The organism is Streptomyces sp. NPDC056231 (assembly GCF_048270745.1).
Classification (GTDB): domain Bacteria; phylum Actinomycetota; class Actinomycetes; order Streptomycetales; family Streptomycetaceae; genus Streptomyces.
Genome location: NZ_JBLVKW010000018.1, coordinates 33,983 through 56,735 on the forward strand (window position 1 = coordinate 33,983; position 22,753 = coordinate 56,735).

23 protein-coding genes and 1 pseudogene are annotated in these 22,753 nt (G+C 69.0%); 20 read left to right on the plus strand and 4 right to left on the minus strand.

The window, feature by feature from the left end; translation table 11 throughout:
- The first annotated feature begins 42 nt into the window (after window positions 1-42).
- The 5 genes and pseudogenes from dop to prcA all read left to right on the plus strand — a co-directional run bounded on the left by dop (window position 43) and on the right by prcA (window position 3,877).
- Entirely contained in the window at window positions 43-1,554 is a 1,512-nt protein-coding gene (gene dop, locus ACNPQM_RS16700; protein WP_345513031.1) for a depupylase/deamidase Dop, read from the plus strand.
- Between the two features lie 119 nt (window positions 1,555-1,673).
- Window positions 1,674-1,892: a ubiquitin-like protein Pup gene (locus ACNPQM_RS16705; protein WP_086569168.1), complete on the plus strand. Its 219-nt coding sequence runs from the start codon at window positions 1,674-1,676 to the stop codon at window positions 1,890-1,892.
- Between the two features lie 102 nt (window positions 1,893-1,994).
- Window positions 1,995-2,185: pseudogene (locus tag ACNPQM_RS16710) on the plus strand (endonuclease domain-containing protein); the annotation flags it as partial.
- Window positions 2,137-2,982 (plus strand): proteasome subunit beta, encoded by an 846-nt coding sequence (gene prcB, locus ACNPQM_RS16715; RefSeq protein WP_418084601.1) that lies wholly within the window; start codon window positions 2,137-2,139, stop codon window positions 2,980-2,982. The pseudogene ACNPQM_RS16710 and the gene prcB, both read left to right, overlap by 49 nt.
- Before the next feature lie 58 nt (window positions 2,983-3,040).
- A complete protein-coding gene (gene prcA / locus ACNPQM_RS16720) occupies window positions 3,041-3,877 on the plus strand; it encodes a proteasome subunit alpha (RefSeq protein WP_418084602.1) in 837 nt (278 codons plus the stop codon).
- Window positions 3,878-3,932: 55 nt separating this feature from the next.
- Here the strand turns inward: prcA and ACNPQM_RS16725 are convergent, their stop codons facing one another.
- Window positions 3,933-4,964, minus strand: a complete 1,032-nt coding sequence (locus ACNPQM_RS16725) for a LacI family DNA-binding transcriptional regulator (RefSeq protein ID WP_358859909.1) — start codon at window positions 4,962-4,964, stop codon at window positions 3,933-3,935.
- Between the two features lie 141 nt (window positions 4,965-5,105).
- Here ACNPQM_RS16725 and ACNPQM_RS16730 point away from each other — a divergent pair, with 141 nt between their 5' ends.
- From ACNPQM_RS16730 to ACNPQM_RS16785, 12 genes are all read left to right on the plus strand, one after another.
- Complete coding sequence (locus tag ACNPQM_RS16730; protein ID WP_418084603.1) at window positions 5,106-6,365, plus strand: MFS transporter; 1,260 nt, start codon at window positions 5,106-5,108, stop codon at window positions 6,363-6,365.
- 9 nt (window positions 6,366-6,374) lie between these two features.
- Window positions 6,375-7,736, plus strand: a complete 1,362-nt coding sequence (gene pafA, locus ACNPQM_RS16735; protein ID WP_358859907.1) for a Pup--protein ligase — start codon at window positions 6,375-6,377, stop codon at window positions 7,734-7,736.
- Window positions 7,737-7,862: 126 nt separating this feature from the next.
- Window positions 7,863-8,810 carry an FKBP-type peptidyl-prolyl cis-trans isomerase gene (locus ACNPQM_RS16740; RefSeq protein WP_358859906.1) on the plus strand — a complete coding sequence of 316 codons (948 nt, stop codon included), beginning with the start codon at window positions 7,863-7,865 and terminating at the stop codon, window positions 8,808-8,810.
- A gap of 43 nt (window positions 8,811-8,853) precedes the next feature.
- On the plus strand, window positions 8,854-9,225 hold the full coding sequence (locus ACNPQM_RS16745) for an FKBP-type peptidyl-prolyl cis-trans isomerase (protein ID WP_345513039.1): 372 nt from the start codon (window positions 8,854-8,856) through the stop codon (window positions 9,223-9,225).
- 196 nt (window positions 9,226-9,421) lie between these two features.
- Window positions 9,422-10,375 carry a helix-turn-helix transcriptional regulator gene (locus ACNPQM_RS16750; RefSeq protein ID WP_358859905.1) on the plus strand — a complete coding sequence of 318 codons (954 nt, stop codon included), beginning with the start codon at window positions 9,422-9,424 and terminating at the stop codon, window positions 10,373-10,375.
- Between the two features lie 15 nt (window positions 10,376-10,390).
- On the plus strand, window positions 10,391-11,359 hold the full coding sequence (locus ACNPQM_RS16755) for a helix-turn-helix transcriptional regulator (protein ID WP_418084604.1): 969 nt from the start codon (window positions 10,391-10,393) through the stop codon (window positions 11,357-11,359).
- 6 nt (window positions 11,360-11,365) lie between these two features.
- Window positions 11,366-11,644, plus strand: a complete 279-nt coding sequence (locus tag ACNPQM_RS16760) for a hypothetical protein (RefSeq protein WP_418084605.1) — start codon at window positions 11,366-11,368, stop codon at window positions 11,642-11,644.
- A 50-nt stretch (window positions 11,645-11,694) separates the two neighbouring features.
- Window positions 11,695-11,892, plus strand: a complete 198-nt coding sequence (locus ACNPQM_RS16765; protein ID WP_345513043.1) for a hypothetical protein — start codon at window positions 11,695-11,697, stop codon at window positions 11,890-11,892.
- A gap of 248 nt (window positions 11,893-12,140) precedes the next feature.
- Window positions 12,141-12,431: a Sec-independent protein translocase subunit TatA gene (tatA, locus tag ACNPQM_RS16770; protein WP_266987647.1), complete on the plus strand. Its 291-nt coding sequence runs from the start codon at window positions 12,141-12,143 to the stop codon at window positions 12,429-12,431.
- Window positions 12,432-12,492: 61 nt separating this feature from the next.
- The gene (gene tatC / locus ACNPQM_RS16775) at window positions 12,493-13,443 is read left to right on the plus strand and encodes a twin-arginine translocase subunit TatC (RefSeq protein WP_358859902.1); all 951 of its coding nucleotides are present in this window, start codon (window positions 12,493-12,495) and stop codon (window positions 13,441-13,443) included.
- 18 nt (window positions 13,444-13,461) lie between these two features.
- Window positions 13,462-14,352 carry a diacylglycerol kinase gene (locus ACNPQM_RS16780; RefSeq protein WP_418084606.1) on the plus strand — a complete coding sequence of 297 codons (891 nt, stop codon included), beginning with the start codon at window positions 13,462-13,464 and terminating at the stop codon, window positions 14,350-14,352.
- 50 nt (window positions 14,353-14,402) lie between these two features.
- On the plus strand, window positions 14,403-17,237 hold the full coding sequence (locus ACNPQM_RS16785) for a DEAD/DEAH box helicase (RefSeq protein ID WP_358859900.1): 2,835 nt from the start codon (window positions 14,403-14,405) through the stop codon (window positions 17,235-17,237).
- A gap of 380 nt (window positions 17,238-17,617) precedes the next feature.
- Here the strand turns inward: ACNPQM_RS16785 and ACNPQM_RS16790 are convergent, their stop codons facing one another.
- The 3 genes from ACNPQM_RS16790 to ACNPQM_RS16800 form a co-directional block, all read right to left on the minus strand.
- Window positions 17,618-18,055 (minus strand): SPW repeat protein, encoded by a 438-nt coding sequence (locus tag ACNPQM_RS16790; RefSeq protein WP_418084607.1) that lies wholly within the window; start codon window positions 18,053-18,055, stop codon window positions 17,618-17,620.
- A gap of 272 nt (window positions 18,056-18,327) precedes the next feature.
- Window positions 18,328-19,692, minus strand: coding sequence for a cryptochrome/photolyase family protein (locus ACNPQM_RS16795; protein WP_418084608.1), 1,365 nt, complete (start codon window positions 19,690-19,692; stop codon window positions 18,328-18,330).
- Between the two features lie 12 nt (window positions 19,693-19,704).
- The gene (locus ACNPQM_RS16800) at window positions 19,705-19,857 is read right to left on the minus strand and encodes a hypothetical protein (protein WP_418084609.1); all 153 of its coding nucleotides are present in this window, start codon (window positions 19,855-19,857) and stop codon (window positions 19,705-19,707) included.
- Between the two features lie 210 nt (window positions 19,858-20,067).
- Between ACNPQM_RS16800 and ACNPQM_RS16805 the strand changes: the two genes are divergently transcribed.
- From ACNPQM_RS16805 to ACNPQM_RS16815, 3 genes are all read left to right on the plus strand, one after another.
- Window positions 20,068-20,730, plus strand: coding sequence for a helix-turn-helix transcriptional regulator (locus tag ACNPQM_RS16805; protein WP_418084652.1), 663 nt, complete (start codon window positions 20,068-20,070; stop codon window positions 20,728-20,730).
- A gap of 226 nt (window positions 20,731-20,956) precedes the next feature.
- Window positions 20,957-21,970 carry an ATP-binding cassette domain-containing protein gene (locus ACNPQM_RS16810; RefSeq protein WP_418084610.1) on the plus strand — a complete coding sequence of 338 codons (1,014 nt, stop codon included), beginning with the start codon at window positions 20,957-20,959 and terminating at the stop codon, window positions 21,968-21,970.
- A complete protein-coding gene (locus tag ACNPQM_RS16815; RefSeq protein ID WP_358859894.1) occupies window positions 21,967-22,746 on the plus strand; it encodes an ABC transporter permease in 780 nt (259 codons plus the stop codon). The genes ACNPQM_RS16810 and ACNPQM_RS16815 overlap by 4 nt, the downstream gene beginning before the upstream one ends.
- The last annotated feature ends 7 nt before the right edge of the window (window positions 22,747-22,753 follow it).

Consider the following 22,753-nt stretch of genomic DNA (forward strand, 5'->3'; position numbering starts at 1 on the left):
CGCCGATCCCGGAAGGGAACGCCGCCGGGCAAGGAGGGCCGCATGACCGTACGGCGAGTAATGGGCATCGAGACGGAGTACGGCATCTCCGTGCCCGGACACCCCAACGCCAATGCCATGCTCACCTCGTCCCAGATCGTCAACGCCTACGCGGCGGCGATGCATCGGGCGCGACGCGCCCGCTGGGACTTCGAGGAGGAGAATCCGCTGCGTGACGCGCGAGGCTTCGACCTCGCCCGCGAAACCGCCGACTCCAGCCAGCTCACCGACGAGGACATCGGCCTCGCCAATGTCATCCTCACCAACGGTGCCCGGCTCTACGTCGACCATGCACACCCCGAGTACAGCTCGCCGGAGATCACCAACCCGCGGGACGCCGTCCTCTGGGACAAGGCCGGCGAACGCGTCATGGCCGAGGCCGCCGAGCGGGCGGCCCAGCTCCCCGGCGCCCAGCCCATCCACCTCTACAAGAACAACACCGACAACAAGGGCGCCTCGTACGGCACGCACGAGAACTACCTGATGAAGCGGGAGACCCCGTTCTCCGACATCGTGCGCCACCTGACCCCCTTCTTCGTCTCCCGCCAGGTCGTCACCGGCGCGGGCCGCGTCGGAATCGGCCAGGACGGTCACGAGCACGGCTTCCAGATCAGCCAGCGGGCGGACTACTTCGAGGTCGAGGTCGGCCTTGAAACGACCCTCAAGCGCCCCATCATCAACACCCGCGACGAACCTCACTCCGATGCCGAGAAGTACCGCCGTCTCCATGTGATCATCGGCGATGCGAATCTGTCGGAGATCTCCACCTATCTCAAGCTCGGCACCACGGCGCTCGTCCTGTCCATGATCGAGGACGGCTTCATCAACGTCGATCTGGCCGTCGACCAGCCGGTACGCACCCTGCACCAGGTATCCCACGACCCGACCCTGCAGCATCTGATCACGCTCCGCAGCGGCCGGACACTCACCGCGGTGCAGCTCCAGATGGAGTACTTCGAGCTGGGCCGCAAATACGTCGAGGAGCGGTACGGGGCGGACGCCGACGAGCAGACCAAGGACATCCTGATCCGCTGGGAGGACACCCTCAACCGGCTGGAGAACGATCCCATGAGCCTGTCGGGCGAGCTCGACTGGATCGCCAAGCGGGAGCTCATGGAGGGCTACCGCCGCCGCGACGGTCTGGACTGGGACGCGGCCCGGCTGCACCTGGTGGACCTCCAGTACGCCGATGTGAGGCCCGAGAAGGGTCTCTACAACCGTCTCGCGGCCCGCGGGAAGATGAAACGCCTGCTGGACGAGCGCGAGGTCGAGGAGGCCCGTACGAAGCCCCCTGAGGACACCAGGGCGTACTTCCGCGGTCGCTGCCTGGAGCAGTACGCGGACGACGTCGCGGCGGCCTCCTGGGACTCGGTCATCTTCGACCTGCCGGGCCATGACTCGCTGCAGCGGGTCCCCACCCTGGAGCCGCTCCGTGGGACCCGTAACCACGTCAAGGAGCTCCTGGACCGCTGTCGCACGGCGGAAGAGCTGGTCCGGGTGCTCTCGGGCGGCTGAAATGGCCGCGATCAGGGAATCATCGAGATGACCCCGGGCGTATGGACAAGTACCGGGCCGATGTCGGACCTCGTGGGTAGGGTCTGATCAAGTGCTTCGAACCGAGCGGGGTGAGCTATATGGCGACCAAGGACACCGGCGGCGGACAGCAGAAGGCGACACGCTCCACCGAGGAGGTCGAGGAGCAGGCGCAGGATGCGCAGGTCTCCGAAGACCTCAAGGAGCGGCAGGAGAAGCTGAGCGACGACGTCGACTCGGTGCTGGACGAGATCGATGACGTCCTCGAAGAGAATGCCGAGGACTTCGTCCGTTCATTCGTTCAGAAGGGTGGACAGTAGTTCACCGATGTGAACGGGCAGAGGTGTGGCGCGCGCGGTACGGGAGATGGCCGACCCGTACCGCGCGGGCACAAGGATCACCGGACGTGACATGACACAGCTGCCCCCGCCGCGCATGTGGTTCACCGCCATGGGACGGGTAGGGTCCGTGGCGTAACCGCATCACGTGTAATTCGGCCATCGGCAAGTTGGGGGATGATCCTGACACCTTGCGCAGGGCCATCGCATACCTGGAGGGAAACGCGTGGAAGCCAACACTCGTAGCACCGGGCGTCTACCAGCTGCCTTCCTGACGCCGGGATCCTCTTCGTTCATGGACTTCCTGTCCGACCATTCTCCCGAGATGCTCCCGGGCAACCGGCAGCTGCCGCCCCTGCAGGGGGCGATCGAGGCGCCGCACGGGACGACCATCGTCGCCGCGACGTTCGCCGGTGGTGTGGTTCTCGCCGGCGACCGGCGGGCGACCATGGGCAACATGATCGCGCAGCGCGACATCGAGAAGGTCTTCCCGGCCGACGAGTACTCGGCGGTGGGCATCGCCGGTACGGCTGGGCTCGCCGTGGAGATGGTCAAGCTCTTCCAGCTGGAACTGGAGCACTTCGAGAAGGTCGAGGGGGCCCAGCTCTCCCTGGAGGGCAAGGCGAACCGGCTCTCCACGATGATCCGCAGCAATCTGGGCATGGCCATGCAGGGCCTCGCCGTGGTTCCGCTCTTCGCCGGCTTCGACGTCGACCGCGAGAAGGGCCGGATCTTCTCGTACGACGTCACCGGTGGCCGCTCCGAGGAGCGGGGCTACGCGTCCACCGGCTCCGGGTCGATCTTTGCCCGCGGGGCGATGAAGAAGCTCTACCGCGAGGGCTTGACGGAGCAGGAGGCGCTCACCCTGGTCGTGCAGGCTCTGTACGACGCCGCGGACGACGACTCGGCGACCGGCGGCCCCGATGTGGCCCGGCGGATCTATCCGATCGTCACCGTCATCACCGACGAGGGCTTCCGGAGGCTCACCGATGCGGATTCCTCCGACATCGCGCGGTCGGTCCTGGAGCGTCGGATGGAACAGCCCGACGGCCCGCGCGCCGCGCTGCTCTGATCCGGATCCTGGGCCTTCTTCGATGCACTCGTCACTGACAGAAAGGGACGGATAGCCGGTGTCGACGCCGTTCTATGTCTCACCTCAGCAGGCCATGGCCGACCGGGCGGAATACGCCCGGAAGGGCATTGCCCGTGGTCGCAGCCTGGTTGTGCTGCAGTACGCCGACGGCATTGTTTTCGTCGGCGAGAACCCGTCCCGTGCGCTGCACAAGTTCAGCGAGATCTATGACCGGATCGGTTTCGCCGCCGCCGGTAAGTACAACGAGTACGAGAATCTGCGTATCGGCGGCGTCCGTTACGCCGATCTCCGCGGATATACCTACGACCGCGATGATGTGACGGCCCGTGGGCTGGCCAACGTCTATGCGCAGACCCTGGGCACCATTTTCTCCAGCGCGGCGGAGAAGCCGTACGAGGTGGAGCTGGTGGTCGCCGAGGTGGGCGTCGAGCCCGAGGGTGATCAGATCTACCGGCTGCCGCACGACGGCTCGATCGTGGACGAGCACGGTTCGGTCGCGGTGGGCGGCAATGCGGAACAGATCAGTACGTTCCTGGACCAGCGCCACCGTGACGGAATGACGCTGGCGGAGGCGCTCAAGCTGGCTGTGCAGGCACTGTCCCGTGATCCCAACGGGAGCGAGCGGGAGATTCCCGCGGAGCGGCTCGAGGTGGCGGTCCTGGACCGTACGCGGCCTCAGCAGCGGAAGTTCAAGCGGATCGTCGGGCGGCAGCTGGCGCGGCTGCTGGAGGCCGACGGCGGGGCCGCGCCGACGGATGCCCCGTCGGATCTGGAGGACGGCGAGGGGGGCGAGGCTCCCGCCGATGCCACGAAGTCGCCGGGGGCCGCCGAGTCCGCGGAGCCGCCGGCGTCCCCGGAGTCGTCCGAGGAGTAGCTCTGCCGGATGTTCCCGTGCCCCGGTCCATCGTTCGCGGTGGGCCGGGGCATAGTCATGAACGGGGCGGCGGGGGCCCGGAGGAGCCGCGGACGACCAGTTGCACCGGCAGGCTGCCTGATTCGGCCGGGCAGCCGTCGAGCACGGACAGGAGGGCGGTCATGCCGCGCTCGCCGACCTGCTCGGCGGGGAGCTGGACGGTGGTGAGTTCGGGTTCGACGGCGGTCGCCAGAGCCAGGTCGTCGAAGCCGGTGACGGAGAGGTCGTCGGGGACTCGCAGGCCGAGCCGGCGGGCGGCCTTGCACGCGCCCGCGGCGAGGATGTCGTCGTCGCAGATGATCGCGGTCGGCCGGGGACCGGGGGCGGCCAGAGCGTGTTCCGTGGCTTCCCGGCCGGCCCGTACGTCGAGCGCTGCCGGGACGGTCCGTACGGAGGTGCCCGGCACGCCCCGCAGGGTGTCGCGGACGGCCCCGGCGCGAACGACGAAGGTCCAGGAGTCGATGGCCGACGCCAGGTGCAGGAAGCGGCGGTGGCCGAGGGTGAGGAGATGGTCCGTCACCTGCCGCATGCCGTCGGCGATGTCGAGGTTGACCCGGGCCGCGACGCCGGTGTCCGCGGGGTCGCTGTCCAGCATGACCAGTGGCAGGCCGGCGCCGCGCAGGGCGTCGAGGGCGCCGGCGGCCATGGACGAGGCGATGACCCCGTCGAGGGCGGCGCGGGCGGAGGCGAAGGGGTCCCTGGCCGGACCCGTGCCGTCGGGGGAGGGGTAGAGGACGACCCCGAAGTCGTGCTCGGCGGCGACGGCGGCGGCGCCGGTGTAGACACGCGCGAAGAATTCGTTGGTGAGTGCCGGGACGACCAGCAGCGCGGTCCTGGTGCGGCCGAGGCGGAGGCTGCGGGCGGCGAGATTGGGCCGGTAGCCGAGGTCCTGGGTGGCGGCGCGGACGCGCGCGGCGGTCGCCTCGGAGACCCTGCCGCGCCATTTGCCGCCGAGGACGAGCGAGACGGTGGCCTGGGAGACGCCTGCGGCCCGCGCGACGTCGCGGCTGGTGGGCCGCGCCGGGGCGGGCTGGGATGCGCTGGTCACGGGGGCCTCCGGACTGGGCGGGTGCGGTGCTGGTGCGGGCGGTGAGGTGGACCTGAGGACAGGGCACATGGTACGTATGAGGCTCGACGTTATACGTAAAACCCCAGGTGTCCGGAAGGCGCCCGGCGGAGAGGGGCGGACATGGCCGCGGGATATCTGGACATCCTCCGGGCGCGGCATGCCGCGCGGCTGCTGATCGGCACGCTGGTGGGACGCCTGCCGAGCGGCACCGCCCACATCGCGATCGTCCTGTTCACCCGGGCCGAGGGCGGCAGCTACACCCTCGCGGGGGCGCTCGCGGCGGTGTACGGCCTCGCCACGGCGGTCGGGCAGCCCCTGCTGGGCCGGGCGGTGGACCTGTACGGCCAGCCGCGCGTCCAGCTCCCCGCGTCCGTCGTCTCCGCGCTGGGCATGTCCCTGCTGGCTCTGGTGGGCCTCGGATCGCTTCCGCTGGCATACGGGGCCGTGATCGTGGCAGGCGTGTTCACGCCGCCGCTGGAGGGGGGGCTGCGGGCGCTGTGGCCGACGGTCCTGGGGAGGGAGGACCGGGTGCACCGGGCGTACGCCATGGACGCCGTGGCCCAGGAGGTCATGTTCACCGTGGGCCCGCTGCTGGTGACGGTGCTGGTCTCGCTCTGGTCGCCCGCCGCCGCGCTGCTCGTCATCAACACGATAGGAGTGCTGGGCGCGCTCTCCGTGGTGGTGTCGGAGCCCTCCCGTACCTGGCGCTCGGCGCCCCGCGAGGCGCACTGGCTGGGTGCGCTGCGCTCGCCGGGACTGCTGGCGCTTCTCGGTTCCTTCTTCTTCGTCGGGCTCGCACTGGGCTCGATCACGGTGGCGGGCGTCGCGTACGCCGACGACCACGGCCGGGAGGCGGTCTACGGCTGGCTGATGGCCGCGCTCGGTCTCGGCGCACTGATCGGCGGGGCGGTGTACGGGGCGCGGCAGTGGGCCGGAGCGCCGGAGCGCCGGCTGCGGGTCATCGTGGCGCTGCTGGCCCTCGGCTATCTGCCACTGATGCTGACACCGGATGTGGTGGCGATGACCGCCCTGGCCGCGCTCGCCGGGGTGTTCCTGGCGCCGGCGATCGCGTGTTCGTTCATCGTGGTGGACCGGCATGCTCCGCGGGGCACGGTGACGGAGGCGTTCTCCTGGCTCGTGACGACGTTCGGGGTGGGCGCGGCGGCGGGAACGGCCCTGGCGGGCCCGGCCGTCGAGCTGGGCGGTACGGCGTGGAGCTTCGGTGTCGCTGGGGCCGGTGGAGTGGCGGCACTGATGGTGCTGCTGGCGACGGGAAGGGTCCTCGCAGTTCCCGGGCGTACGGATGTTTCCGTGCAGGGATCGGAAAACGATCGAAACGGTGCTGTCCAACCCGGTTTCAGCTCGGGCTATCAGGCGTAATGTTCAGTCATGGACCGCCGCATTTTCGGGCTGGAGAACGAGTACGGCGTCACGTGCACGTTCAGGGGACAGCGCCGACTGTCTCCTGACGAAGTGGCGCGCTACCTCTTCCGCCGTGTCGTGTCATGGGGCCGCAGCAGCAATGTCTTTCTGCGGAACGGCGCCCGCCTCTACCTCGACGTGGGATCGCATCCGGAATATGCAACCCCCGAATGCGACAATCTGACCGAGCTGGTCACCCACGACAAGGCCGGCGAGCGCATTCTCGAAGGCCTGCTCGTCGACGCCGAACGCCGCCTGCACGAGGAGGGAATCGCGGGCGACGTCTATCTCTTCAAGAACAACACCGATTCGGCGGGAAACTCCTACGGGTGCCACGAGAACTACCTCGTGGCACGGCACGGAGAATTCTCCCGGCTCGCGGACATCCTCATTCCCTTCCTCGTCACGAGGCAGCTGATCTGTGGTGCGGGCAAGGTGCTGCAGACCCCGCGCGGCGCGGTCTACTGCGTCAGCCAGCGCGCCGAGCACATCTGGGAGGGCGTCAGTTCCGCGACGACGCGCTCCCGTCCGATCATCAACACCCGTGACGAACCGCACGCGGACGCGGAGCGGTACCGCCGCCTCCATGTCATCGTCGGTGACTCCAACATGTCCGAGACGACGATGCTGCTCAAGGTCGGCGCGACGGACCTGGTGCTCCGCATGATCGAAGCGGGCACGGTGATGCGCGATCTGACGCTGGAGAACCCGATCCGGGCGATCCGTGAGGTCAGCCATGACATCACCGGGCAGCGCAAGGTGCGCCTCGCCAGCGGCCGCGAGGCGTCCGCCATCGAGGTACAGCGGGAGTACTACGAGAAGGCCGTGGACTTCGTCGACCGCCGCGGCATCCGCACCGGCACCGTCGAACAGGTCCTGGACCTGTGGGGCCGTACGCTCGACGCGGTCGAGGCCGAGGACCTCGACCGGGTCGGGACCGAGATCGACTGGGTGATGAAGTACAAGCTCATCGAGCGGTACCGGGCCAAGCACAACATGACGATGTCGCATCCGCGGGTCGCCCAGATAGACCTCGCCTACCACGACATCCACCGGCGCCGCGGGCTGTACTACCTCCTGGAGCGGAAGGGGCAGGCCGCCCGCATCTGCAACGACCTGAAGATCTTCGAGGGCAAGTCCGTGCCCCCGCAGACCACCCGGGCGCGGCTGCGTGGTGACTTCATCCGAAGGGCCCAGGAGCAGCGGCGGGACTTCACCGTCGACTGGGTCCACCTCAAGCTCAACGACCAAGCGCAGCGCACGGTGTTGTGCAAGGACCCGTTCCGTTCCGTGGACGATCGAGTGGAGAAGCTGATCGCGGGTATGTGACCGGGCGCAGAACGCGCCTCGGCTCCTGTGCGACTCGGGCCCCGTACGTTCCTCGTGCGGGGCCCTGTGCACGCCCTAGAGTGTCGGGGACCCAGTCAACTGTGCCGTCTGAGATCTGAGGAACCAGTGCGCCGACTTGCCGGCCTTCTCGTTGTCCCCCTGCTGCTGTTGACAGCGGCGTGCGGCGGCAGCGGCAAGGGATCCGCCTCCGCTTCAGCTTCCGCCTCGAAAAACGCATTTCCCGCGATCACCGCGGGTGCGAAGTTCGGTGAGAAGCCCACTCTGTCCAAGGGAGAAGGCGATCCTCCCAAGGATCTGAAGACGCGTGTCGTCAGTGAGGGAAAGGGCGCGGCGCTGAAGAACGGCGACGCGATCCAGGTCAACTACCTGGGGCAGGCGTGGGACTCCACGAAGCCGTTCGACAACAGCTTCGACCGTAAGCAGCCGTTCGACCTGACCCTCGGTGCCGGCATGGTCATCAAGGGCTGGGACCAGGGGCTCCTGGGGAAGAAGGTCGGCAGCCGCGTCCAGCTCGTCATCCCGCCGGACCTCGGTTACGGCGCGCAGGGCCAGGGCGACATCAAGCCGAACGCCACGCTCGTCTTCGTCGTGGACATCCTGAAGGCGACGCACATCCCGGCGTCGGCCCAGGGCACCGCGGTCGCCCAGGACAACGCCGACCTGCCGAAGGTGGGCACCAACACGGACGGCAAGGCGCCGACGGTCAAGATCCCGGAGAAGACCGACCCGCCGACGAAGCTGGTCTCCAACTACATCCTTGAGTCCAAGGGCGAGGTCATCAAGGAGACCGACAGCGTCGTCGTGAATTATGTGGGCCTGCTGTGGAAGGACGGTAAGACGTTCGACAGCACGTACGCCGCGGGCAAGACCCAGACCTTCCCGCTGGCTCAGGTGACCCTCAAGGGCCTGAAGAACGGGCTGATCGGCAAGAAGATCGGCAGCCGTGTCCTGCTGGTCATCCCGCCGGACCAGGCCTTCGGCGACAAGGCTCAGCAGTCCATCCCCGCCAAGTCCACGCTGGTCTTCGCCGTGGACCTGCTGGCAAAGATGTAAGACTGTCCCGGTTGCCCAGTTATTCATGTGGAGGAGCAGTTCAGTGAGCATCGAGAAGCCCGAGATCGACTTCCCGGGCGGCGAGCCGCCGGCCGACCTGGAGATCAAGGACATCTGGGAGGGCGACGGTGCGGTCGCCAAGGCCGGCGACATGGTCAAGGTCCACTACGTGGGCGTGGCCTTCTCCACCGGCGAGGAGTTCGACGCCTCGTGGAACCGCGGCACCCCGCTGCAGTTCCAGCTCGGCGTCGGTCAGGTCATCTCCGGCTGGGACCAGGGCGTGCAGGGCATGAAGGTCGGCGGCCGTCGCCAGCTGACCATCCCCGCGCACCTCGCGTACGGTGACCGTGGCGCCGGCGGCCGTATCGCCCCCGGCGAGACGCTGATCTTCGTCTGCGACCTGATCGCCGTCTGATCCGTCCCGCGGACACATCACGAGGGCCCGTGCGGGACCGCACGGGCCCTCGTTCCGTGGAGCGTGGACTCCAGGAGGGTGCTGAAGATCTCGGCCGCTTCGCGGCGCCGAGATCTCCGGCACCCTCCTCGCTTTTGTCCGGACACTCCGGAGCGGTACGGTCGAGGGTCGTAGAGCACGTAGAGAAAGGGCGCCGATGGCGATTGCCAAGGCCGAGCGGCTGATGAACCTGGCGCTGTGCCTGCTGGGGACCCGGCGCCCGCTCAGCAAGCGCGAGCTGCGCGGGTCCATCGAGGCCTATCTGGAAGCGGGATCCGACGAAGCCTTCAACCGGATGTTCGAGCGGGACAAGGACGATCTGCGCGAGCTCGGTCTGGTCATCGAGACCGTGGAGAACCTGGACGGCGACATCGGCTATCTGGCCCGCCGGGACAGCAACCGGCTTCCGCCGATCACGCTGGACGCCGAGGAGGCCGCGGCGCTCGGCCTGGCGGCAAAGGTGTGGCAGCAGGCCCGGCTCGCGGGCGCGGCCAGTGGCGCGCTGCAGAAGCTGAGGGCCGCCGGGATGCCGGAGGCCGAGGACGCGTACGAGGTGCACAGCGCCCTCGAACCGCGTATCCCGGTCCATGAGGCGGCGTTCGAGCCGTTGATGCTGGCATGCCGGGACCGCCGTCCGGTCACTTTCGACTACCGCAAGGCCACCGCCGCCCGCCCGGAGCAGCGCCAGGTCGAGCCTTGGACGCTCGAGTGCTGGCGCGGTCACTGGTATCTGGCCGGCTGGGACCGGGACCGCCGTGCCGAGCGGGTGTTCCGCCTCTCCCGGATCACCGGCCGGGTCCGTTCGCGGGCCGGGGTCTTCACCGCCGAGGTGCCCGACGTGGTGACCGTCCGGGAGACCGTCGAGAGCTGGGCGGGGGAGACGGCGACCCGGACCGCGCTGATCCGGTTGCGGTCCGGCTCCGGATACCCGCTGCGCTCGCGGGCGATATCGGTGCGGGAACTCGGCGACGGCTGGGACGAGTTGGAGATTCCGTACGGACACGGTCTCGACGCCTGGCTCGTCGAGTTCGGCCCGGACGTCGTCGTGCAGGAACCCGCGGATCTGCGGGCCGATGTGGTGGACCGGCTGCGCGCCGTGGCCAAGGACTGAGGAGGGACCGTATTCATGGCGACGAACGCGATCGACCAGACGCGCCGGATGCTGTCCCTCGTGACGTATCTGAGGGAGCGCCCCGGCGCCCATGTGCAGGACGTGGCCCGGGCATTCGGGATCACCGAGGACGAGCTGATCTCGGACCTCGACGTCCTGCCCATGTGCGGGACGAGCTTCCGGGGTGGCGATCTGCTGGACATCGACACCGACGGCGACCGGATCTGGTGGCACAACCCGGACGACGTGGCGGAGCCGCTGCGGCTCGCGGCGGACGAGGCGACGGCCCTGCTGGTGGCGGCGCGCGCCGTGGCGACGTTGCCGGGGCTGCGGGAGAGCGACCGGCAGGCACTGCTGCGGGCCACCGCCAAGCTGGAGACGGCGGCCGGTGAGGTCGGGGCGGCGAGCTCCCGGCTCTCGGTCACCTTCGAGTCCGAGGGCGGCGTCTTCGCCGATGTCGACCGGGCGATCTCGGAGCGGCGACGGCTCTGGCTGCGGTACTACTCACCCGCGCGTGACGAGCTCACGGAGCGCGAGGTGGACCCGATCCGGCTGTTCGCCGTGGGGCATACGTACATGGAAGCCTGGTGCAGGTCCTCCGAGGACCGGCGTACGTTCCGGCTCGACCGGGTCGCCGAGATCCGGCTGCTGGACGAGCCGTCCGCACCGCCGGAGCTGGAACTGCGGGACCTGTCCGAGGGGCTGGTGCAGCCGGCGGCCGAGGACCCCGAGGTGGTGATCGAGGTCGGGCCCGGCGGCCGTTGGGTCGCCGAGTACTACCCGCACGACAGCGCCGAGGAACTGGCCGACGGCGGACTGCGGATCACCTTGCGCACGCCCGATCCGGCATCGCTGCGCAGGCTTGCGCTGCGGCTCGGCGGGGAAGGGCGCATCGTCGCCCCACCGGAGCTCGCGCGGAGCGCGCAGCAGGCGGCGCGGGCGGCGCTCGCCGCCTACGACGGCCCTGCCTGCACGGACACCTGAGGAGATATGAGCAATATGTCTGTGATGTCGGGTATCTCAACTGTGCTGGTACCGGAGTCCGTACGGTTCAAGGCGGGCTGCCCGGACTGCCGCGGGCGCTTCGAGCTCGCGGCGGGTGCCCTGCGCCTCGCCATCGGCTCCAGCCGTCGCACCACGTTCTACTCGTTCACCTGCCCCGAGTGCGGCGCCGCCGTCCGTAAGCCCGCCGGGGAGCGGATAGTGGAACTCCTCACGGGCGGGGGCGTGCGGACGCTGCGCCTCCACACCAGCTTTCAGAACTCCTGACACACGGACACCCGGCTTCTGCGACACCTAGACACATCGAGGCTCTGCGCATGTTCTGGCCCATGCTCGCCATCGCCCTGGGATTCCTCGGGATCGCCGTCCTCGGGGTACTGGCCATCAAGGTGTTCGTCGAGGCCCAGCGTCTGGGGCGTCAGGTGACCCAGACCACTCGGCGCATCAACCGGGCGGCCGAGGATCTCGAACGGGCCGCAACCGATCTCGCCGCCACCGGCGAGGCGTTGCGCTGACACGGACGAGGGAGCTGTGCGCCGGACCGGTCGATCGGGGTGGGCGGGGCCTCTTGTTTCTCGGGTTTGGAGGGTACGCTGCTGGTGGCGGCCCTGAGAGCGAGGCGTGGGCCGTAATCGCAAGGATGCATGGGTATTGCCCTGCGTTTACTCCTGCGGGATACGATCGCTGACAGTACGAAGATCGGACGTCTGTCCGACGCTCGATCAGCCCCACCCCTGCTGCCTCGGTGAGAAGGTACACGCATATGTTCGGAAGGCTCGGAGCCCCCGAGATCATCCTGATCCTCGTCGTCATTGTTCTGCTGTTCGGCGCGAAGAAGCTTCCCGACATGGCTCGCTCGCTCGGCAAGTCGGCTCGCATCCTCAAGAGCGAAGCCAAGGCGATGAAGTCCGAGGGTGCCGCGACGGCCACCCCCGCGGACCCGCCGAACGATGCCGCCCAGGACCAGGCCGCCCCGCGCACCATCAAGGCCGCGCCCGGCGATGTGACGAGCTCGCGTCCGGTTGCCGAGCCGACCGACTCGACCAACCGCTGACCACCGGGCCGACGCAGGCGCCGTCGTGGTGACGGCCTGCTGCACGAGATGAGGACGTGGGTTGCTCAAGTCTGCCCGCAAGCAGGAGACGGACCCAGAGGGTCGCATGCCCCTGGTGGAGCACCTGCGTGAGCTGCGTAACCGGCTGGCGAAGGCTCTGCTGGCGATCGTCGCCGTCACGATCGTCGCCGCGTTCTTCTACAAAGGGATCATCGAGTTCTTCACCGATCCGGTGCTGAAGGCGGTCGGTTGCCATTCGAGCTTCGCCGAACTCGCGAAGCAGGAGGACGGCACCTGTGCGCGCATCGTCCTGAACGGTCTGCTGACGCCGTTCACCCTTGCGCTCAAGGTGTCCCTCATGGCGGGTCTCGTCCTGTCGTCACCGATCTGGCTCTACCAGCTGTGGGCGTTCATCGCCCCCGGTCTGCACAAGCACGAGAAGAAGTACTCGCTCGCGTTCGTCGGCGCGGGCTTCCCGCTCTTCCTCGCCGGCGGCTTCTTCGCGTACAAGACGCTGCCCACGATGGCCAAGGTCCTGCTGGACTTCTCGCCGGCCGGCCTGGACAACCAGCTGCCGCTCGATGACCTGCTGGACCTGATCACGCGCATGGTGGTGGTCTTCGGACTCTCCTTCGAGCTGCCCCTGCTGCTCGTCATGCTGAACCTCGGCGGGGTCATCACCGGCAAGCGGATGCTCGGCTGGTGGCGCGGAATGATCATGGGGATCACGGTCTTCGCCGCCGTGGCCACGCCCAGTACGGATCCGCTCACCATGCTGGCCCTCGCCGGACCGATCTGGGTCCTCTACTTCTGTGCCACGGCGGTCTCGCTCCTCAACGACCGCCGCAAGGCACTGCGCGCGGCGGCGGGACCCGCCGATGACGAGGCGTCGGAGCTGGACCTGACCCCCGAGGACATCGGTGAGGTCGAGTCGGTGTCGACGGGCGGGTCGCTGCCCGCAAAGGCGGGGACGGACAGTGATCGCGTGAACGGTTACGACGACATCACCTGACCTTGTAAGGTCCCCCGGGTGACCAGCGAGATCACCCTTTTCGTCAATCCCACCGCAGGACGCGGCCGGGGCGCGCACGCCGCGCAGCCGGCCGCTTCCGCGTTGCGGGCCGCAGGATTCTCCGTGCGCACGGTGCTGGGCGAGGACGCCGACGACGCCCTGCGGCGGGCCCGTGAGGCCGTGGCGGGTGGGACCGGTGCGCTCATAGCCGTGGGCGGGGACGGCATGATGTCCCTCGCCCTCCAGGCCGTGGCCGGGACCATGACACCGCTCGGCGTCGTCGCCGTCGGCACCGGCAACGACTTCGCCCGCGCCCTCGGCCTGCCGATACGGGACCCGGCCACCGCGGGACGGCTCGCGGCCGAGGCGCTCAAGGGCGGCAGCGTCCGCGAGATCGACCTCGGCAGGGTCGGGGAGCGATGGTTCGGTTCGGTGCTCGCCTCCGGCTTCGACTCCCGGGTCAACGACCGGGGCAACCGGATGCGCTGGGTCGGCGGGCGGTTCAAGTACGACCTGGCGATCCTCGCCGAACTCGCCGCGTTCAGACCGATCCCGTACCGCATCAGGCTCGACGGCGGACCGGTCCAGGAGATCGAGGCGACGCTCATCGCCGTGGGCAACGGGTCCACGTACGGCGGCGGGATGCGGATCTGCGCGGACGCCGTCATGGACGACGGGCTCTTCGACGTGACCGTCGTCGGGGACTGCAGCCGTACCACCCTGCTCAAGGTGTTCCCCCGCGTCTACAAGGGCACGCACCTCGGCCATCCCCAGGTCACCGTGCACCGGGTCTCGTCGATCGAGCTGGTCGCGGCTGGTGTCACCGCGTATGCGGACGGTGAACCGCTCGGTGCCCTGCCGCTCACCGCGACCTGTGTGCCGGGCGCGGCCAGGGTTCTTGCACAGTGAATTAAAGAGCGCGCTGACTGTCAGAGGTGACGGGTAGGCTCGTTACCAAGATGACAGAGGACCTCTCACCAGCTGAGCGTTACCAGGCTTTCCGGATCCGCGCCGCCGAGCAGGCCACGGCGCTCGCGCCCTTCCGCGAGTTGTACGAGTTCGGTCTGGACCCGTTCCAGATCGATGCATGCAAGGCCCTGGAGGCGGGTAAAGGGGTGCTGGTCGCGGCCCCGACCGGGTCGGGCAAGACGATCGTCGGCGAGTTCGCCGTGCATCTCGCCCTGCGCCAGGGCCGCAAGTGCTTCTACACCACGCCCATCAAGGCCCTGTCCAACCAGAAGTTCACCGATCTGGTCAAGCGCTACGGCCCGGACAAGGTCGGCCTGCTGACCGGCGACAACAGTGTCAACGGGGACGCGCCCGTGGTCGTCATGACCACCGAAGTGCTGCGGAACATGCTGTACGCGGGCTCCCAGGCACTGCGCGGTCTCGGCTATGTGGTGATGGACGAGGTGCACTACCTCTCCGACCGCTTCCGTGGCGCGGTGTGGGAAGAAGTGATCATTCATCTGCCCGATTCGGTGACCCTGGTGTCGCTGTCGGCGACCGTGTCCAACGCCGAGGAGTTCGGCGACTGGCTGGACACCGTCCGCGGTGACACCGAAGTCATCGTCTCCGAAAGCCGGCCCGTGCCGCTCTGGCAGCACGTCCTGGCCGGCCGCCGGATGTACGACCTCTTCGAGGAGGAGACCGACCACGGCGGCCGCGGCGCCGGCCGCCGCGAGGTCAGCCCCGACCTCGTCCGGCTCGCCCGCATCGAGAGCCAGCGCGGATACAACCCGCGCGAGCGCCGCCGCGGAAAGATGGTGCGGGAGGCCGACCGCGAGCGCGAGCGGCGCCAGCGCAGCCGGATCTGGACCCCGTCCAGGCCCGAGGTCATCGACCGGCTGGACGCCGAAGGCCTGTTGCCCGCCATCACGTTCATCTTCAGCCGAGCCGGCTGCGAGGCCGCCGTGCAGCAGTGTCTCCAGGCCGGACTGCGGCTCAATGACGACAGCAAGCGCCGCCTGGTGCGGGAGATCGTCGAGGAGCGGACCGCGTCCATCCCTCCCGAGGATCTCCATGTCCTCGGCTACTACGAGTGGCTCGAAGGGCTGGAGCGCGGCATCGCCGCGCACCACGCGGGCATGCTGCCGACCTTCAAGGAAGTCGTCGAGGAACTGTTCGTGCGCGGGCTCGTCAAGGCGGTCTTCGCGACGGAGACCCTCGCCCTCGGCATCAACATGCCGGCGCGATCTGTGGTCTTGGAGAAGCTCGTCAAGTGGAACGGCGAGCAGCACGCCGACATCACTCCGGGCGAGTACACCCAGCTGACCGGGCGTGCCGGGCGGCGGGGGATCGACATCGAAGGCCATGCGGTGGTGCTGTGGCAGCGCGGCATGGACCCGGGGGCGCTGGCCGGACTCGCAGGCACGCGTACGTATCCGCTGCGGTCCAGCTTCCGGCCCTCGTACAACATGGCCGTGAACCTGGTGCAGCAGTTCGGCCGGCACCGGTCGCGCGAACTGCTGGAGACCTCGTTCGCCCAGTTCCAGGCCGACCGCTCGGTCGTCGGGATCTCCCGGCAGGTACAGAGGAACGAGGAGGGTCTCGAGGGCTACCGCGAGGGCATGACCTGTCACCTCGGCGACTTCGAGGAGTACGCACAGCTGCGCCGTGACCTCAAGGACCGGGAGACGGAGCTTGCCAAGCACGGCGCGTCACAGCGGCGGGCCGCCGCAGCGGCGTCGTTGGAGAAGCTGAAGCCGGGCGACGTCATCCATGTCCCGACCGGGAAGTTCGCCGGGCTGGCCCTGGTGCTGGACCCGGGGCTGCCCGCCGGGCGGGCCAACACGCATCGCGGGCTCGAATACCACGACGGGCCGCGGCCGTTGGTGCTCACCGCCGAGCGACAGGTCAAGCGGCTCGCGTCGATCGACTTCCCCGTGCCGGTCGAGGCGGTGGAGCGGATGCGGGTGCCGAAGTCGTTCAACCCGCGGTCGCCGCAGTCCAGGCGCGATCTGGCGTCGGCCCTGCGGACCAAGGCGGGGCACATCGTGCCGGAGCGGCACCGCAGGGGTCGGGCCGAGGCCGCCGACGACCAGCAGATCGCCCGCTACCGGGCCGAGTTGCGGGCTCACCCGTGCCATGGGTGCAACGAGCGCGAGGACCATGCGCGGTGGGCGGAGCGCTACCACCGGCTGCAGCGGGACACGAAGCAGCTGGAGCGGCGCATCGAGGGGCGGACGAACACGATCGCCCGCACCTTCGACCGGATCGTGGCGCTCCTCACCGAGCTCGACTATCTGCGCGGCAGTGAAGTCACCGAGCACGGGCGGCGATTGGCCCGGCTCTACGGCGAACTGGACCTGCTGGCCAGCGAGTGCCTGCGGGCAGGGGTCTGGGAAGGGCTGAACCCGGCGGAGCTCGCCGCGTGTGTGTCGGCACTGGTGTACGAGGCGCGGCAGGCGGACGACGCCGTGGCGCCCAAGCTGCCGTCCGGCCCGGCGAAGACGGCGATGGCCGAGATGGTCCGTATCTGGGGACGACTCGATGCTCTGGAGGAGGACTTCAAGATCAACCAGGCGGAGGGGGTCGGGCAGCGGGAACCCGATCTCGGATTCGCCTGGGCCGTCTATATGTGGGCGTCGGGGCGGACGCTGGACGAGGTGCTGCGCGAGGCGGACATGCCCGCGGGGGACTTCGTGCGGTGGTGCAAGCAGGTCATCGATGTGCTGGGGCAGATCGCGGCCGCGGCGCCGCCGGGCGCGGGCGCCGGGTCCGTGGCGCGCACTGCACGCAAGGCAACGGATGCGGTGCTCCGGGGGGTTGTGGCGTACAGCTCGGTGGGGTGACGGGGTGTGTGCTGCGGGTTCGGTCGACCGGGCCGTGGTGGGGCGCCTGCGGCGGTCCTGGCGGAGCCCCGCCTCTTCCCGCTGCATCTGATGGGCGGCTCCGCCGCGCGGGGCGGGGCTCTGCCCCGGACTCCGGTCCTCGGACGACCGGACGGGCTGGATCTGCCGGGCACATCCAGCCCGTCCGCCGATCGAAGGGCGTGGACGCGTCGTCGCCGAGCGCGGTATTGCCGGGCCGGTACGGCAGGCCGTCCATCGGGCCCGACGGCGGGACGCCGACTGGTGGACATGTCCCCGGACCATCCCCGGACGCGCTTCGGCCGGCCCGCTGGGTGCCGACCGGCCGGAAGCTCACGCTCCTTCGTCGTTCAGGGACCGCCCTAGGTCCGATTGCTCTTCATCGCCACTGCGACGCAGACCAGCCCCAGCAGTACGGCCAGACCGCCGATGATGACGTTGTTGAGGATGACGCCCATGTCGGGGCTGCTGGCGACGACCCACGGCGAGATGATCATCCAGATGCCCATGGCGCAGATGGCCCAGCTCAGGCCGTACATCCGGTCCGGCATCACCGTGAACCCCAGTCCCAGCACCGCGATCGCGATCCCCATGATCAGGTTGTGCTGCACGAGGGTGGGATGGCTTGCAGTGAAGTGAAGTACCCAGGGCGAGATGGCGCAGTAGAGGCCGACGAGGAACACCGGTCCGTCGACGAGCGCCACATCGCGACCACCGAGCATGCGGGCATAGCGCTCCCGCATTTCGGAAACATCCGGGTGACTGGTGATGTCAGCGCGGGTGTGTGAGACGTTGGACATGAGAGTCGTCTCCTTCCGTCCTGCAGGCCCGACCGTGGTGTGAGGGGGTGCGCTGTCGTCGCCTGCTCCACCATTCTGCGCTTATCTCAGCCTTATGTGTACATTTCGGACCACGTGGATCTGCTGATTCCTGGGCGCCCAGACGCCGGGCCAGGGCCGCCGGCTCGAGTGTGCGCAGGGCCCGGTCCCCGTACCCCGGTAGCGGGACGTGCAGGGGCTTCCTCCAGTGTGGCGGGATCGCGCCCCTGTCGTACGCCGCCGAAGGTCGGCTGTCAGCCGAGGCTGCGCGCCCGTTCGAAGCGGGCGCGGGCCTCGGCCAGATCCACCACCGGATCCGGATACCGGAGCCGGGCCCGGTCCGGGCCGGTGAGTTTCCACGGCTCGTGCACCGCAGCGCTGTCCACGTCCGCCAGTTCCGGCACCCAGCGCCGCACGTACGCGCCCTGCGGATCGAACCGCTTGCCCTGGATCAGCGGATTGAGTACGCGGTTGGGGCGGGTGTCCGTGCCGGTGCCCGCCACCCACTGCCAGTTGAGCTGATTGTTCGCCAGGTCCCCGTCGACCAGCAGATCGAGGAAATGCCGGGCGCCGACGCGCCAGTCCACGTACAGCGTCTTGGTGAGGAAACTCGCGACCAGCATCCGGCCCCAGTTGTGCATCCAGCCCTCGTGCGCCAGCTGTCGCATCGCAGCGTCGACCAGCGGATAGCCGGTGAGCCCGGCACGCCATGCCTCGATCTCGGCGGGGTCGGACCGCCACCGGTCGCCGCGGGGGCGGTAGTCGGCCCATGCGGCGTCCGGCCGGGCGGCGAGAACCTGGTGGTGGAAGTCCCGCCAGGCCAGCTGCCGTACGAACGCGTAGGCGCCCGGTCCGCCCTTCTCCCGCGCCCGGTGCACCAGTTCGGCGGCGGAGAGACAGCCGAAGTGCAGAAACGGCGACAGCCGGGATGTCGCGTCCCCGGCGAGGTCGTCGTGGCCGGTCCCGTAGTTGGCCATCGGGCCGTGCAGCCAGGAGGCCAGCAGCCTGCGCCCGGCCGTCTCGCCGCCCTCGGCAAGCCCCGGGGAGACGCCCCGCACCTCCGCTCGCGTGGGCAGCGGTGCGGACGTCGCTGCGTCCGGCACCCGTACCGTCCGCGGCGCGGCCAGTGTGCCCCGTATTTTCGTCGCCGCCCAATGGCGGAAGTACGGGGTGAACACCGCGAAATGGTCACGGCCCGCCGGGACGACCAGGCCCGGCGCGAGCGCGGTGACCACCGCGTCATGGACGTGCAGGGTGCAGCCGACAGACCCGAGAGCCGTACGCAGGCGCTCCTCGCGCTCCCTCGCGTACCCGCTCACCCCGGCCGCGATGTGCAGATTCTCCGCACCCGTCTCCGCGACCGCGGCGCAGGCCCCCGCCACCACGTCGGCGCTGCGGACGATCAGCCGGCCGCCGCGGCGGCGCAGCCCCGCGTCGAGATCGACGAGGCAGTCGGCGAGGAACGCCCGCCGGTTCGGCGCGTCGAATCCGGTCCGGCGGATGCCGTCGTCCTCGACGAAGAGGGGGACGACGGCGTCTGCGCCGCGCACCGCGGCATGCAGAACGGGGTTGTCGTGCAACCGCAGATCGGAGGTGAACAGTGCCACCGAGATGGTCATGGGAGGGGCCCCTCAAGCGGTCGGGAAGGTCGGCGGTGCCGGTGGAGCGGACGTCGGCTGCACGGAGCCGCCGGTCGGCTCGACGGTGATTCCTATGCCTGACGCGCCCCAGGCCGGCTCGTCCGGCAGCACCGTGTCGCTCGTCGACACCCTGCTGATGTGCACGGCTTCGGCTCCTTTCACGCGGGCTTCCTCCCAGGATGCGCATCGGCTTCGCGGGGGTGATCTGGAGCCGGAAGCGGCGCGGATCGGTCAGTGCGTGAAATCTTTCCACGTCGCCGCGAATTCGCGATACATCGTGGTTGACGCGTAAGAGTGGTCGCGATATGTTCGTAAGCGAGTATTCGTTGACGAAGTGGAAGGGTGGTGGGGGTGGTGGCCAAGCGGCGCAAGCTCAGCAATCCACTGGCGCTCACGGTGATGGTGCTGCTCGCCGAGCGGTCCATGCATCCGTACGAGATCGCCCAGACGCTTCGCCGGCGCGGCAAGGAACACAGCGTCAAGATCAATTTCGGCTCGCTGTACACCGTGGTCCAGAACCTGGAGAAGCACGGGTACGTCGAGGTGGCCGGCGTGCAGCGCCAGGGCAACCGCCCCGAGCGCACGCTCTACGGCATCACCGAGGCGGGGCGTGCCGAGATGGTCGACTGGCTCTCCGATCTGCTCGCCGTCCCGGCCGCCGAGTACCCGGCCTTCGAGACCGCGCTCTCGCTGCTGCCGGTGCTGCCCCCGGAGGATGTCGCGGAGCTGTTGGAGGCCCGGGAGGCGGCGCTGGCGGTCCAGTCCGCGGCGATCCGGGGCATCCTCGGCCAGCTGACGGAGAAGCTGCCCCGGGTCTTCGTGGTGGAGATCGAATACCAGCTCCACATGATCGATGCCCAGCTGGAGTGGATCAAGAAATTCCGTACCGAGCTTCTCGACGCCACGATCAGTGGCATCGAGGAGTGGAAGTCCTTCCATGCGACCGGCGAGGTTCCGCAGGACTGGCGGGACCTGGACGAACAGGAGATCGTTCTCGATCCCGAACGGAGGGCGTAGCGCCGAGCGGTACCGAAGAAGCAGCGACAAGCGGTACCGGAGAAAGAGAAAGACCCTGGCAGGAGCTGTTGGAGCAGCGCCCGCCAGGGTCTCGAACCCCGGACCGGCCATGCCGTGAGGGCGAGCCAGGCGATCGAGGTGCGGCACACCAAGGATAGCCCGGCTCTCTTCACGCGGACCGGTTCGGCATGTCCGAACACCCCGCTGACCACAGGAGAGCTCCGTCATGAGCACCCGTGCGCCCGCAGTAGAGGCGCGACAACTGATCAAGACCTATCCCGGCGATGTCACAGCGCTGAACGGCATGGACCTCACCGTCGGTGCCGGCACGGTCTTCGGACTTCTCGGCCCCAACGGCGCCGGGAAGTCCACCACCGTCAAGATCCTCACTACCCTCGCCCGCCCCGACTCCGGCGCCGCGAGCGTCGCCGGGCACGACGTGCTGCGCCACCCCGACCGGGTCCGCCGCGCGATCGGCGTCGTCGCCCAGAAATCCGGCGCCGACCCGGTCGCCACCGGCCGGGAGAACCTGCTGCTGCAGGGCAGGCTGTACGGAATGCGGGGCGCCGCGGTCCAGCGCCGCGCCGATGAGCTGCTGGACCGCTTCGACCTCGCAGATGCGGGGAAGCGGCAGGTCAAGGGGTACTCCGGCGGAATGCAGCGGCGTCTGGACGTGGCGCTCGGCCTGGTCCACCGCCCCGAGGTGCTCTTCCTGGACGAGCCCACCACCGGACTCGACCCCGAGGCCCGTACGGCCATGTGGGACGAGATCGCCCGACTGGCCGGTGACGAGGGCCTGACCATCGTGCTCACCACGCACTATCTGGAGGAGGCCGACCGGCTCGCCGAACGCATCGCGATCGTCGACCGCGGCCGGATCGTCGTCGAGGGCACCCCCGACGAACTCAAGGGCGAACTCCGCGGCGACGCCGTCCATATGGAGCTGCGCACCGACGGGGACCGTGCGACCGTCACCGCCGCGCTCACCGGACTGCCCGGGGTGTACGAGGTGCTGGCCGATGGCCGCCGGGTCAGTGTCCGAGCCGAGGACGGCGCTGCCGCCGTCCCCGTACTGCTCGGCGCCCTGGACCGGGCCGGCGCGACGGTCGCCGCCGCCACCGTCGCCCGCCCCTCTCTCGACGACGTCTATCTGCGCTACGCCGGACGCCGCTTCGCCGAGGCCGAGGCCGCGGACGCCCAGCAGATCCCCGCCACGGTCGCCGCAGGAGGCACCCGATGAGCAGCCATGTCATCGCCCAGACCTGGTACATGACCCAACGTCAGCTCATGGCGATCATCAGGCAGCCGGTCTTCCTGGCGATCTCCCTGGTCCAGCCGGTGATCTGGCTGTTCCTGTTCGGCAACCTCTTCAAGAAGGTCGTCGAGCTCGGCGGCTTCGGCACCACGTCCTATCTGGACTACCTGATCCCCGGCATCGTCGTGATGAGCGCCCTCGGATCGAGCATGTGGGCCGGAATGGGCACCCTGGAGGAGATCGAGCGGGGCACGCTCAACCGCTTCCTGACCACCCCGGTCAGCCGGAACGCGCTGATGAACGCCAACGTCGTGCAGAACGGCATCAGTACCGCCGCCCAGTCGGTCATCATCGTGCTGCTCGGCTGGGCCGCCGGTGCGACGTACCCGGGTGGTGCGGGCGGGCTGCTGATCCTGCTCGTCGCCTCGATCCTGCTCGGTACGGTCTTCGGTGCGCTCTCCAACGCGCTCGGGATGCTGGTCCGCCAGCGTGAGTCGATCATCGGTATCAACACGTTCCTGTTGCTGCCGCTGACCTTTCTCTCGTCCTCGTTCATGGCGCCGAGCCAGATGCCGTCCTGGATGCGTCGGATCGCCGACTTCAATCCGGTCAACTGGGCGATGGTGGCGGGCCGTTCGGCACTGACCGCCGATCCCGACTGGGGGCTGGTGCTCAGCCGCGGGGGAGCGCTGCTCGTCCTCGCGGCGGTGGCGGTCTGGCTGTCGACCCGCACCTTCCGCTCGTACCAGAAGTCCGTCTGACGGTGCG